Raw genomic sequence first — 12,700 nt, 5'->3', positions numbered from 1 at the left:
CGGATGTCGCTCCGCAACCGACTGGTGCTCTCGCACGTCATGGTGCTCCTCCTGGCACTGGCGGCCATGGCGGCGATCAGTGCGCTGATCGAGGTGTGGCTCGGGCTCGACGACATCGAAGGCGACGTGGTCGTGCAGATCGGCCTGTTGTTCGGACTGGCCGCGGCTTTCCCGGCGTCCGTTGCCCTGTCCCGGTTTCTGCTACGTCCCCTCGACAAGGTGCGCGCCGCCACGCGCCGGCTCGCCGAGGGACACTACGACGACATCCTCGAACTCCCCAGCGAGCCGGGCCTGGCCGCGCTGGTCGAAGACGTCAACACGCTGGCGGCAGCCCTCGCCGACACCCAACGCCGCCGCGCCCGGCTCATTTCCGAGGTCGCCCACGAGATGCGGACCCCCATCACCCTCCTACGCGGCCAGATCGAGGGCGTGGCCGACGGCATCTTCATCCCCGACGAGGCGATGTTCGCCTCCCTCGCCGACGACCTTCACCGGCTGCAACGCCTGGCGGGCGACCTCTCCAGCCTGTCCCGGTCGGAGGAGGCCGCCTTCGATCTTCACCGCAAGCCCACCGACGTGGCCACGCTGGCACGGGCCACCGCCGAGCGACTACGCCCCCAGTACGACGACCAGACGGTAGCCCTCGCCGTGGACGCAGGCACACCAGTCGTCGCCTTCTGCGACCCGGACCGGATCACCCAGGTCCTGGTGAACCTGCTCGGCAACGCACTGGCCGCATGCGATCCGCACGGGCATGTGGCGCTGTCCGTGCACACCGAACCGTCTCCCGGCCACCACGTGATCGTCCGCGTCCTGGACGACGGCACCGGCATCGCCGAACACGACCTCGAGCGCATCTTCCACCGCTTCGAACGCCTCGAACATCCCGGCCGACCCGCTGCCGCCGGCGGCAGCGGCATCGGTCTGACCATCGCCCGGGGCATCGCCCGAGCCCACGGCGGAGACATCACCGCGGAATCCGCTGGGCTGGGCAAGGGAGCAACGTTCACCTTGCGCCTACCGCAAGAACCCGCCCCAGAGGGTGGCATGACTCAGGATCCCGCTGACTCCATCGACCCATCGCCCCCGGAGCGGCGGTGATGGGCAGGTCCCGGTCGTGAAGGACGCCGAGCAGTTGCGGCCGACTGCAGCGCCTGTTCACCGTGACCTTCCCCGTCACCCCGGGCTCGGAAGCGGTCGGCATCGTCGACCGGGACGACGAGGGCGTCACCGGCACCCCCGTCAGGGACGGGGAGTGGGCGCCGACGTGGACAGTCCGCTTCATGGAAGCTTCATACGCCCAGTGGTACGTGCTTTATGAGGCGGCTGTTGCCTGGAAGGCATGCAGGCCTTCCTAGTCCCGCCATCGACACACGGCGGGGCGGAACCTCGAACCGACGCTCACCGGCCCCGAGACCAAGTGGCCGATCGTCGGACTGTTCAGTTCCCGATCCGTCCCTGGTAAGCCGTCTGGCCGAGGTGTATTGGCCCACGCTCATCAGGTGGGCGAGGCAGGGGCGGCTCCATGGAGTCCTGGATGAACCGCGTAACTATCTGAAGGAACGTGAGAGTGGAACAGACCATGATGGCGGCCCGCTTGTTCGAGCATGGCGGGCCCGAGGTGCTCAAGTACATCGAGGCGCCGATTCCCGAGGTCGGCCCCGATGACATCCTGCTGCGCGTGCACGCCACGGCCGTCAACAGCTGGGACCTGCGCTACCGCTCAGGCAACCTGCCGCAGCCCCTCCCAGGACGGCCGCCGTGGCCTGTGCCGTTCCAGCTCGGCCGGGACGCGGCTGGTGAGATCGTCGCAACCGGCGAGAACGTCACCAGGTGGCGCGCCGGCGACAGGGCGGTGCAGCTTCCGCACCCGCCGTGCCGTAACTGCGCCCTGTGCGTACGCGGGCTCGAAAACCTGTGCATCGACACCGCCTACCCCGGACACCAAGTCTTCGGCGGATACGCCCAGTACGTTGTGCGTCGCCAGGACGCGATCCTGCCCATCCCCGACGGCATCGACTTCGAGACGGCCGCAGCCACCATGTGGACCTACACCACCCCGCTCAACTGCGCGCGGCAAGCCCCTGTCGGTCCCGGCGACACGGTGGTCATCACCGGCGCCAGCGGTGGGATGGCGATCGCCTGCGCACAACTGGCGAAGCTGAGCGGAGCCACCGTCATCGGCACGACCACCAAGCCGGACCGCGACGAAGCCCTCCGGAAGCTCGGCTACGACCACATCGTGCACTCCACCGATCCCCGACTGCCTGCACAGGTCAGGGAGCTGACGCACGGTCTGGGCGCCGACGCCGTCTGGGACTGTGTCGGCGGCAACGACTTCTTCCAGCTCTCCCTTTCGTGTATACGCCTCGGCGGCACGGTCATCGTCCTGGGCACACCGACCGATCAGGGATCCCGGCTCGAGCTGGACGCACTCGCTCTCATCGGCGGGCAGGTGAAGATCGCCAGCGTGCGCGGCGCGACCCTGCGGGACCAGCAGCTGTGCCTGGAGCTGCTGGCAGACGGAAAGATCAACCCGATCATCGACCGGGCCTTCCCCCTGGCAGAGGCAGCCCAAGCCCACACGTACCTGGAAAGCCAACGACAGATCGGCAAAGTACTCCTCCTGCCCTGACACTCCGACCCGAGTACTGAAGAGGTGCTGGCGGCAGAACCCCGGCCAGAGACAGGTGGCAACGCTGTGATCGTCAGCCTTGTAGGCGGCCCGCTCAATGACCGAGAACTGTCGACCACCCTGGATTCGCAGGCCGGGGGATCGGCTCACCGCGGGTGATGCCGACTCGGGGCTGGAGGCCGCTGTGACCCCGCGCGCTTGTCCGCGTCGGCGCCGCGCAAGGACCGGCCGACCCAGAGCGGTCGTTGTCCGCAGATGTGAACCAACCACCTGGATCTGCTGACGGTTTCAGCATCGGATCACCGACCGGATGCTGCCTGCCCCTGATTCCTGCTCCGCGGGACGATGGTGGCATCCGGTCTCCGCTTTCCTGCCGGCCCCGGGGCGTCTCGTCAGCGCTCCCCCCGATGATCAGGCCAGTCCCAGGAACGCTTCGGCGTTGCCGGCCTGGACGCCCTGGACGCCCTGGATGCCCTGGGTGTCCTGTGTGCCGAGACCTGCCCGTGGCTCGGTGCGAGGGGCCTCAGGTGCCTTGAGGTGGGGCGTCCGCGTGACGCTAGAGCGTCACGACCGGCTCGCCGTCGAGGAAGATCGCGTGTGTGTTGTAGTACGCGTCGAGGCCTTCGGGGGCGAGTTCGCGCCCGTAACCGGACTGCTTGACGCCGCCGAACGGCACTGCAAGATCGAGGGTGATGCCGTTGTTGATCGAGACCGTACCGCTGCGGATCTTGCGGGCGACCTCGAGCGCGTGCTGCTCGTCGCTGCTGTAGACGACGCAACTGAGCCCGAACTCGGTGTCGTTGGCCAGCCGAATCGCCTCGGCCTCGTCGCGGTAGGTGAGCACCGCGGTCACCGGGCCGAAGATCTCCTCCTGTGCGACACGGGAGTCGGGCGACACATCGGTGATGATGGTCGGTGAGACGTAGTAACCCTTGTCGAACCCGGGCGCGTGGTCGCCACCGACGGCGAATGTCGCGCCTTCCTGCCGGGTCGTCTCGAAGAAGCCGAGGACCCTGTCGTAGTGCGCCTTGTTGATCATCGGGCCGACCATCGTGTCCGGGGCGTGCGGACCTCCGACCTTGAGACGTGCGAACGCCTCGACCAGTGCCCCGATGATCTCGTCCTTGCGGCTCTCGGGAACGGTCAGACGGATCGGATTCGTGCGCTGCGTGCCGTTGTTGTTGCAGACGTTGATGGGCAGTGTGTAGACGAGCCGATCCAGATCCGCGTCCGGCAGAATCAACGCCGCGGACTTGCCGCCGAGTTCGAGCGTGACCTGCTTGAGCGTGGCGCCGCGGCCGCGGCGATCGCACGCCCGACGCCGGTCGATCCGGTGAACGTCACCTTGTCCACGCCCGGGTGGCTGACGAGCTGCTGGCTCTGCTCAGGCGCGGCGGCCAGGACGTTGATCACACCGGTCGGCAGGCCGACCTTGAGCGCGGCGTCCGCGATGTGGCCGGCGCTGACGCACATACTCCTTCGACACAGACATGAATGTGCCTTTTGTAGAGGTGTCCATGCTGTCGCATGATGGCGCTGCGCACAAAAGATAAGTCTTGGCTTCGGAGGCACCTTCATGTCCTATCTCCTGCACATCGATTCCTCCTCCCTGGGCGCCGACTCGGTGTCCCGGCAGGTCGCCCAGTCCTTCCGGGATTCCTGGCAGGGCGAGGTCATCCACCGTGACCTCGGAGCCGCACCGGTGCCTCATCTCAGTGCCGCCGGCATCGCTGCGCGCAGCGCGGACCAAGCGGCTCGCACCCCGGAGCAGGCCGCGGCCGTAGCGATCCAGGGAGAGCTGATCGGGGAGTTCCTCGGCGCGAGTGCCTACCTGTTCACGGTGCCGATGTACAACTACTCGATGCCCTCGGTGTTCAAGGCGTGGCTGGACCAGCTCATGGTGGTGGGCGCGACGATGGCGCTCCCCGACGGTCCTCCGGCCGCCGGGCGTCCTGCCCTGGTGGTATCCGCCCGTGGTGGCGGTTACGGCCCCGGCACCCCCAACCACGGCATGGACCATGTGATCCCCACCCTGGAAACCGTCCTGGGACATCAGCAGACGCTCGGCCTCGACGTGAGCGTCCTGACCCCCGAGCTCACCCTCGCCCCGGTCGTCCCCTACATGGCCGAACTCATACCGCTGCACGAGGCGTCCCTGGGGGACTCCCATGAGCAGGCCCGCAAGCTCGCCGAAGCCTTCCAGGCCGCCCTGTAGGGCCTGAAAGGGTCGCTCTCGGCTGCACACACGCCCGGCGCGGGACGGTCTTCCGGATTGCCCTGAGGCTGTCCGGCGCTGGGAGTCGCCGCTATCCATGGTGGCTGGCTCCCGACCCGACCCGGCCCAGCCGGAAGTCCCGCTGCGATGACGGGACGCAATCCGTGCACGCAGGCAGCTCGGTCGCCTGCTCGTCCGGCGGGTCGTCGACACCTGTCCCTTCAGCCAGGTAGCCGTACATCGGCGACCCACCCGCCATCGGCGGCCCTCTGCGTGACCCGCCCCCGATCGGAAAGACCTGTGCACGCGAATGAGGCTTCCATGACCCCGTCCACCGCGCCGGAATCATCGACGCCGGATACCGGCTCTCCTCTGGTCATCGAGTTGTGGACCGATCTGGGCTGCCCCTGGTGCTACATCGGCAAGCACCGGCTTGAGCAGGCCCTCACCACAGCTGCAACCGCGCAGGCGCAGGTGGTCCTTCGTTCCTTCGAACTGGATCAGGACATGGCGTCAACACCGGTACCGGTGCCGGAAGTGTTCGTCGCCAAGCACGGAGGCACGGCCGAGCAAGCCCGCCGGATGGAAGCACAGATGGCCGAACTGGCCCGGGCCGAGGGTCTGCCGTACAGCGTGGACCGCCCGGCCGCGAACACCTTCGACGTCCACCGGGTACTGCATCTCGCCCGCGCTCACGGCGTGGCCACGCCGATGTTCTCGACGCTGCAGCGCGGCTACTTCGCCGGCGAGCTCGACCCGTTCGACGACGACGTACTGGTGCAGGTCGCCGCCGACGCCGGAGTTCCGGCGCAGGAGACCCGTGCGCTGCTGTCCGGGGACACCTACGCACAGGCTGTCCGCGACGAGCGGGCGGCGGGCCAGGCGCTCGGCATCACGGGTGTGCCGTTCGCGGTCTTCAACGGCACTCACGCCGTTGCCGGCGCCACCCATGTCCAGGGCTACGCAACCGCCATCGCGCAGGCATGGGGAGCGCCCGAATGACCGCACCCACCACGCGTCACACCGAGTCGGCCGACTGCGACACCCTCGTCGCGGTCGGCGACGGCGATCTCCACGACACGCCTCGACTCGCGCTCAAGCTCGTCAGCGCTCCGGAAGGCGCCTTCTGTGACGCCCAAGGCCACTGCTCGGATGGAGTGACGAAGATGAACCCTGCCCTGTCGCCCGGTCCCGTAGAGGTGAACCCATGCGCATAACCGTTTTCGGCGGTACCGGCCCCACCGGCCTGCTCCTGATCAACCAGGCCCTGGCCGAGGGTCACGATGTCGTCGCCTACGCCCGTACGCCCGCGAAACTGCCCTCCCACCAGCGGCTCACGGTGATCCAGGGACAACTCGACGACGCATCGGCCATCGGTGAGGCGGTACGCGGCAGCGACGCCGTGCTCAGTGTGCTGGGCCCGGGTACCAACAAGGCGGAGATTCCGCCGCTGGTCTCCGGCTACCGCAGCATCATCGCGGCGATGCGGGAACACGGGGTCGACCGCCTCGTCGCGCTGGGCACCCCGAGCATCACCGACCCGGCCGACCGCAGGGAGCTCAAGGTCGGGCTCATGGTCACCGGCATCCGGAAGTTCCAACCCATGGCCTACGACGCGATCGTCCGCATCGGCCAGACCGTCCGCGACTCCGGGCTGAAGTGGACCATCGTCCGCGTCCCGCTGCTGACCAACGGCCCGAAGACCGCCACGGTCAACGTCCGCGCGGTCGGCGACAAGGGCGGTGCCCGCCTCTCGAGGTCCAACGCGGCCGTGTTCCTCCTCCAGCAGGCCACCGACTCCACCCACATCGGCGCAGCACCGTTCATCACCGACAAATAGGGGAAGAGTGCGGCGCCTTTTGCGTGAGCTTGACTCTCAGGCTCACGCAAACGGCGCCGCACCCATTCGAATTTAGGGGCCACTCATCACCCGCATGGCCAGGCGGCTGACTCGGATGGGGCCCGCCCGCGGCTGGGTGAAGAAGACGGAGACAACCGGCTGAGCCACATACGCGGACGAACCTCGTGGCTCAGCGCTCCACCAGCTTGATCGGGTCCGCAAGGAACTGCCGGGTTTCGGCACCTGTGCTTCTTCGCCACCGTCGCACCCTTGAGAAGCGCTGCGTGGTCGACCTCGGACACCGACTGGTACGCCGAACTCGCCAAGGGCTGGGCCGCGCGGCAGCGTGCCAACGACGAGAAGTGGGGGATCTCCGCCGGCGGGCTGTTCGTCAGCCGCTGCGGGTGCTGGGTCGACGACGTCTGGGCGGGCCTGTCCCGGACGATCGCGCACCCCGGGCTGTGTGGCTCCCTCCGGACAGTGAGGACGACGGATGCCCCAGCGCCGTCCCGCGTGAGCCGTGTCTCACCTGGGCAGCGCCACTGGCTATGCAACGAGTTGCATAGCAGGATCGAGGTATGGCGCTCGAGCACGCGATCCTCGTCTCCCTGTTGGAGAAGCCGGCCTCCGGTTATGAGCTGGCCCGGCGGTTCGAGCGGTCCATCGGATACTTCTGGACTGCCACGCACCAGCAGATCTACCGCGTTCTCAAGCGTATGGAGAGCGAGGGGCTGCTCGCTGTTCGTGCGCTGTCGCAGCAGAGCCGACCGGACAAGAAGGAGTACTCCGTCGTAGGCCCGGGCCGCGCCGCCCTCTCCCAGTGGCTGCACGAATCGATCCAGCCCGAGAGCATGCGGCACGATCTCGCGGTGAAGATCCGCGCCGCGGCCTTCGATGACCCGTCCGTGCTGATCCGTGAGGTCGAACGGCACCGCCAGGTGCACGGCGACCGACTCGCGCACTACGTGGCCGGGGAGCTGCGGGACTTCACCGGCCCGGCGGCCCCCGTCCCGCTCGACACCGGCCAGGAGTTGCAGCATGTCGTGCTAAGGGGCGGTATCGCGTACGAGCGGATGACGATTGCCTGGCTCGACGACGTACTTGCCACCCTCCGCCGACTCGGCAAGCCCCACCCGCGCGCCTGACGTGCCGGCCCGGCCGCCCGCGCTTCTCGAACTTCACTCCCGCACTCACCACCCTCCACCCTCAACCCTCGGAAGGCGGACCTCCATGGCCGACCCCCTCCTCTTCAACCCCCGTACGTACGACCCGGCGCACTTCGACATCGAGACCCGCAGGTTGCTGCGTGCCACGGTCGACTGGTTCGAAGACCGCGGGAAGCAGAAGCTCATCGAGGACTACCGTTCCCGCGCCTGGCTGGCCGACTTCCTCGCGTTCGCAGCCAAGGAAGGGCTGTTCGCCACCTTCCTCACGCCCGCGTCCGCCGCCGGAAACAAGGGCCAGCGCTGGGACACGGCCCGGATCGCCGCTCTCAACGAGATCTTCGGCTTCTACGGCCTCGACTACTGGTACGCGTGGCAGGTGACCATCCTCGGCCTCGGTCCGGTTTGGCAGAGCGACAACCTGGCAGCTCGTACCCGCGCGGCCGAACTCCTCGCCCAGGGTGAGGTGTTCGCCTTCGGTCTCTCCGAGAAGACCCATGGCGCCGACATCTACTCCACCGACATGCTGCTGACGCCCGACAGCAACGGCGGCTTCAGCGCGACGGGCTCCAAGTACTACATCGGTAACGGCAATGCCGCGGGGATCGTCTCGGTCTTCGGCCGACGCACCGACATCGAAGGGCCGGACGGCTACGTCTTCTTCGCCGCCGACAGCCGCCACCCGGCCTATCACCTCGTCAAGAACGTCGTTGACTCCTCGAAGTACGTCAGCGAGTTCCGCCTCGAGGACTACCCGGTGGGCCCGGACGACGTCCTGCACACGGGACGCGCGGCCTTCGACGCCGCCCTCAACACCGTCAACGTCGGCAAGTTCAATCTCTGCACTGCCTCGATCGGCATCTGTGAGCACGCGATGTACGAGGCGGTCACGCACGCGCACAACCGGATCCTGTATGGCCGCCCCGTCACGGACTTCCCGCATGTGCGCCGCGAGCTGGCCGATGCGTACGTCCGCCTCGTCGGCATGAAGTTGTTCAGCGACCGGGCTGTCGACTACTTCCGCTCTGCCTCTTCGGAAGACCGCCGCTATCTGCTGTTCAACCCGATGACGAAGATGAAGGTGACCACGGAAGGCGAGAAGGTCATCGACCTGATGTGGGATGTGATCGCCGCCAAGGGCTTCGAGAAGGACACCTACTTCGCACAGGCCGCCGTCGAGATCCGGGGTCTTCCCAAGCTCGAGGGCACGGTCCATGTCAACCTCGCGCTGATCCTCAAGTTCATGCGGAACCACCTCCTGAATCCGGCCGAGTTCGCAGCCGTTCCGACTCGCCTCGACGCGGCTGACGACACGTTCCTCTTCGAGCAGGGACCGGCCCGCGGCCTTGGCTCGGTGCGTTTCCACGACTGGCGCCCCGCCTATGACGCATACGCCGGGGTGCCGAACGTCGCCCGCTTCCGGGAGCAGGCCGACGCCCTCTGCGAGTTCGTCGCCTCCGCAGCCCCCGACGAGGCACAGAGCCGCGACCTCGATCTTCTTCTCGCCGTCGGCCAGCTGTTCGCGCTGGTGGTTCACGGCCAACTGGTCCTGGAACAGGCCCGTCTGACGGACCTCGACGAGGATGTGCTCGACGAGCTGTTCTCCGTCCTGGTCCGCGACTTCTCCGCCTTCGCCGTCGAACTGCACGGCAAGGACTCCTCCACTGCGGCCCAGCAGAGCTGGGCGCTGGGTGCCATCCGGCGTCCCGTCGTCGACGAAGCGCGTTCAGGGCGCGTCTGGGAACGGGTGGAGGCGCTGTCCGGGGCGTACGAGATGGCACAGTGACAGCCTGCCCAGGCGGCTAGGGTCCACCGCGAAAGTGGATCTTGGTCGTTAGTGATCACGCCCTGTGGGGCGTGGTGATCTGACGTTTGGACAGTGAGCCCGGCTTGAGCCGTTGTTGCCGCAGGGCATCAAGCCGGGCCGTCCGCCGGTGTGGACGCGACGGCAGCTGATAGACGGCACCCGGTGGTCGTCCCGTACCTGTACCCGTACCCCTGTGCTCCCTGGCGTAATGTGCCGGAACGCTACGGGCCCTGGGAATCGGGTCTACGACCTGTTCCAGCGCCGACAGCGCGATGGAACCTGGGCCAGGTCCGTCACTCAGCTCCAATCTCAGGCGGACGAGAAGGGCCTGATCACCTGGGACGTGACTATCCCTGGTCGACCCTGACCACGTACTTGCCCCGCACCCCGCCCGCCTCCAGCGCCCGGTGTGCGGCCGCTGTCTCTTCCAGCGGGAATACCGTGTCCACCGCCGGCCGCAGCTTCCCCTCTGCCACCTGGCGGGCGAGGTCGTCGAAGAGCGCACGTTCGGGGTTGCCGCTGAAGAAGCGCACCCGGCCGCGTCCGTGGACGGCGCTGGCTGCGATGTAGCCCAGCGAGGCGGCGGGCCGCGTCAGGTCGAAGGCGATGGTGACCATGCGTCCGCCGGGCTTCAGTAACCGCCGTACGGTACGCAGGTCGGTGCCCGCCGTGTCGAGGACCACGTCGAACAGTCCCAGTTCCGCAGGGGACACGGTCCGGTGGTCGACGGCGTGGTGGGCACCGAGCGTTCGGACGAAGTCGAGGTTGGCAGCGCGGGCCAGGGCTGTGACCTCGGCGCCGTACGCCTGTCCCAGCTGGACGGCGGCGTTGCCGACGCCGCCCGCCGCGCCCCGTACAAGCAGTCGTTCGCCGGGGCGCAGTGCGGCCTTGTCGCGGAGGGCCGTGACGGCCGTGGTGGCCACCGGCAGCGCGGCAGCGGCCACGAGGTCCAGTCCGTCCGGGACCCGGCCGAGCCGCTCGGGCCGTACCGTCACGTACTCGGCGGCGCTGCCGAATCCGGAGCTGCGGCCCAGGACGCCCCACACCTGGTCGCCGACCGCTACGCCACTCGCGCCGGTGCCGAGTGCGGCGATTTCGCCGGTGAAGTCCAGCCCGATGCGCTGCGGGAATTTTCGGCCGGTGATGAGGCGGAGCCGACCGGAACGGGCCGCCAGTTCGCCGCCGTTCACGCTGAACGCGCGCACGCGCACGAGGACCTCGCCGGGTGCCGGTCCGGGGCGTGGCACTCGGCCCACGTACAGCACCTCGGGGCCGCCGAAGCGGTCGAACAGTACGGCTTTCATCGTGCGGTCGTCCATCGTTGCGTTCTCACCTTCGCCACCAGCGGCCGTGCGGGGGATCGTGGCGCCGAGCGTAGGCTGGCAAGCGGACGAGATCGTCCATTTGACCGGAGGTGAGAGACAGCGGTGGGGGAATCCTCTCGGATCGCGGGGCAGGACGGTCTGCGGGCGGACGCCCGGCGCAACCGTCGGCGCATCCTCTCGGCTGCCCGCCTGGTCTTCGCCGAGCACGGCATCGACGCGCCCATGGCGACCGTGGCCCGGCGGGCGGGGGTCGGCGTGGCGACGCTGTACCGGCGTTTCCCGACGCGGGACGCCCTGGTGCGGGCCACGTTCGCGCACCAGACGGACACCTGTGCTCAGGCGCTCACCGAGGCGCTGGCCGACCCCGATCCGTGGCAGGGCTTCCAGCGACTGGTCGAGACGGTCTGCGAACTACAACGGGAGGAACGGGGCTTCCCGGCCGCGTTCGTCTCGGCCTTTCCGGACAGCACGCGAGAACACGCGCGGGTACGGGAACAGGCCGAGCGGGACTTCATGATCCTGGTCCGCAGGGCTCAGGCGGCGGGCGTGCTGCGGGCCGACTTCCACCCCTCCGACTTTGCCGTGGCCCTGTTGTCCCACTGCGGTCTGGTCACCGCACTGCCGGGTGACCGTGCGGCGTCCCGGCGTCTGGTGGCGTACTTGCTCCAGTCGTTCCGCGCCGAGGCGGCCCACGGAGCGCTGCCGGCGCCGAGCGCACTGTCGCTGCGCAGTCTTCCGCTCGCTGCCCACGGCCCCCAGGGACAGCGGTCCTCCGGAGTCTGATACGAAACGGCGCCTGCCGCGTGACCGTCCTTCGGGCGACCGCGCCACGTTCGCCAGGGGTGTGGCTCTTTTGCAGTGAGCTGGTGATGCTGTGCGCCGTTGCCGTTCGTGGTCGGACGGCGGATTGTTGTGTCTCAGGGCGTTGTCCTGGAGGCGGCGATGGTGCCGTGGCTGGAGGAGAAGGCCCCGGACGTCGGTCGGGTCAGGTGCTGATTCACCCTGCCGTCCCGGCCACCCGTCCCGGCCACCCGTTCCAGGGCGCCAGTGTTTCTGCTGGTCAGCGCCCGTTCCAGCGTTCCAGCGTCCCAACATGATCGCCTTTTGTGGCGGGCGGAACAGATCACGGAACAAGCTGTGGCCGTCCCAGCAGTCCGCTGGACGACCCACTTCCGCACCATGGAGATCTCCGATGCGTTCGCGACTTGCCGCCCGCTCCACCCGCCTCGCCCTGGCCGTGGCCGCCGCGGCCGCCCTGGCCGCCACCGCAACCCCGGCCGCCACCGCCGACAGCGCAAACACCGCCACGCGGGCCTGTGCCACCAACGACCTGACCTTCAAGATCACCTCGAAGACACAGGCGGGCGGCTACCTCCTCGTCACCGCCAAGGCCAAGTCCGGCATCACCTGCTCCCTGCAGGGCGTCTTCCCCTCCGCGTCCTTCGGCTCCGCCGCAGACACAGAGCTGCGGCCCGCCGAACACAGCGTCAGCGACGACGTCGTCCTCTCCGGCTCCACCGCCGCCTACGCCGGCATCAACCCCAAGTCCACCAACAACGACAACGGCAGGCTGTTCGACAAGCTCCACCTCTCCGTCGCAGGTGACGTGGACAACTTCGTCACCCTCAACCTCCCCCACACCGTCCAGGTCGACCGCCCCCTCGCCACCAACTGGCACGCCGACCCCGCCGACGCCGTCCCCTACAGCTGACCCC

General features: G+C 68.3%; 11 protein-coding genes and 1 pseudogene. 10 read left to right on the top strand and 2 right to left on the bottom strand.

Features of this window, described 5'->3' with window-relative positions; all coding sequences use genetic code 11:
• Nucleotides 1-3: 3 nt before the first annotated feature.
• A complete protein-coding gene (locus tag KUF83_RS39285) occupies nt 4-1,101 on the top strand; it encodes a cell wall metabolism sensor histidine kinase WalK (protein WP_254645044.1) in 1,098 nt (365 codons plus the stop codon).
• A gap of 469 nt (nt 1,102-1,570) precedes the next feature.
• On the top strand, nt 1,571-2,635 hold the full coding sequence (locus tag KUF83_RS39280) for an alcohol dehydrogenase catalytic domain-containing protein (RefSeq protein WP_217459898.1): 1,065 nt from the start codon (nt 1,571-1,573) through the stop codon (nt 2,633-2,635).
• A gap of 556 nt (nt 2,636-3,191) precedes the next feature.
• Here the strand turns inward: KUF83_RS39280 and KUF83_RS39275 are convergent.
• Nucleotides 3,192-4,108, bottom strand: a pseudogene (locus KUF83_RS39275) (aldehyde dehydrogenase family protein).
• A 103-nt stretch (nt 4,109-4,211) separates the two neighbouring features.
• Here KUF83_RS39275 and KUF83_RS39265 point away from each other — a divergent pair.
• From KUF83_RS39265 to KUF83_RS39240, 6 genes are all read left to right on the top strand, one after another.
• Nucleotides 4,212-4,850: an FMN-dependent NADH-azoreductase gene (locus KUF83_RS39265; protein ID WP_217459896.1), complete on the top strand. Its 639-nt coding sequence runs from the start codon at nt 4,212-4,214 to the stop codon at nt 4,848-4,850.
• 321 nt (nt 4,851-5,171) lie between these two features.
• Nucleotides 5,172-5,852, top strand: coding sequence for a DsbA family protein (locus KUF83_RS39260; protein ID WP_217459895.1), 681 nt, complete (start codon nt 5,172-5,174; stop codon nt 5,850-5,852).
• Nucleotides 5,849-6,067, top strand: coding sequence for a hypothetical protein (locus tag KUF83_RS39255; protein ID WP_217459894.1), 219 nt, complete (start codon nt 5,849-5,851; stop codon nt 6,065-6,067). Before KUF83_RS39260 ends, KUF83_RS39255 begins: the two co-directional genes overlap by 4 nt.
• The gene (locus tag KUF83_RS39250) at nt 6,058-6,690 is read left to right on the top strand and encodes an NAD(P)-dependent oxidoreductase (protein ID WP_217459893.1); all 633 of its coding nucleotides are present in this window, start codon (nt 6,058-6,060) and stop codon (nt 6,688-6,690) included. Before KUF83_RS39255 ends, KUF83_RS39250 begins: the two co-directional genes overlap by 10 nt.
• A 578-nt stretch (nt 6,691-7,268) precedes the next feature.
• The gene (locus KUF83_RS39245; protein WP_217459892.1) at nt 7,269-7,835 is read left to right on the top strand and encodes a PadR family transcriptional regulator; all 567 of its coding nucleotides are present in this window, start codon (nt 7,269-7,271) and stop codon (nt 7,833-7,835) included.
• 85 nt (nt 7,836-7,920) lie between these two features.
• The gene (locus KUF83_RS39240) at nt 7,921-9,639 is read left to right on the top strand and encodes an acyl-CoA dehydrogenase family protein (protein ID WP_217459891.1); all 1,719 of its coding nucleotides are present in this window, start codon (nt 7,921-7,923) and stop codon (nt 9,637-9,639) included.
• Between the two features lie 368 nt (nt 9,640-10,007).
• Here KUF83_RS39240 and KUF83_RS39235 read toward each other — a convergent pair whose 3' ends face one another.
• Nucleotides 10,008-10,979, bottom strand: a complete 972-nt coding sequence (locus KUF83_RS39235; RefSeq protein ID WP_217459890.1) for an NAD(P)-dependent alcohol dehydrogenase — start codon at nt 10,977-10,979, stop codon at nt 10,008-10,010.
• A 108-nt stretch (nt 10,980-11,087) separates the two neighbouring features.
• Between KUF83_RS39235 and KUF83_RS39230 the strand changes: the two genes are divergently transcribed.
• A complete protein-coding gene (locus KUF83_RS39230; protein WP_217459889.1) occupies nt 11,088-11,768 on the top strand; it encodes a TetR/AcrR family transcriptional regulator in 681 nt (226 codons plus the stop codon).
• Between the two features lie 409 nt (nt 11,769-12,177).
• The gene (locus KUF83_RS39225) at nt 12,178-12,696 is read left to right on the top strand and encodes a DUF4232 domain-containing protein (RefSeq protein WP_217456058.1); all 519 of its coding nucleotides are present in this window, start codon (nt 12,178-12,180) and stop codon (nt 12,694-12,696) included.
• Nucleotides 12,697-12,700: the final 4 nt, after the last annotated feature.

The organism is Streptomyces sp. BV286, from assembly GCF_019090165.1.
Lineage (GTDB): Bacteria > Actinomycetota > Actinomycetes > Streptomycetales > Streptomycetaceae > Streptomyces.
This window is presented reverse-complemented; position numbering and strand designations above follow the sequence as displayed.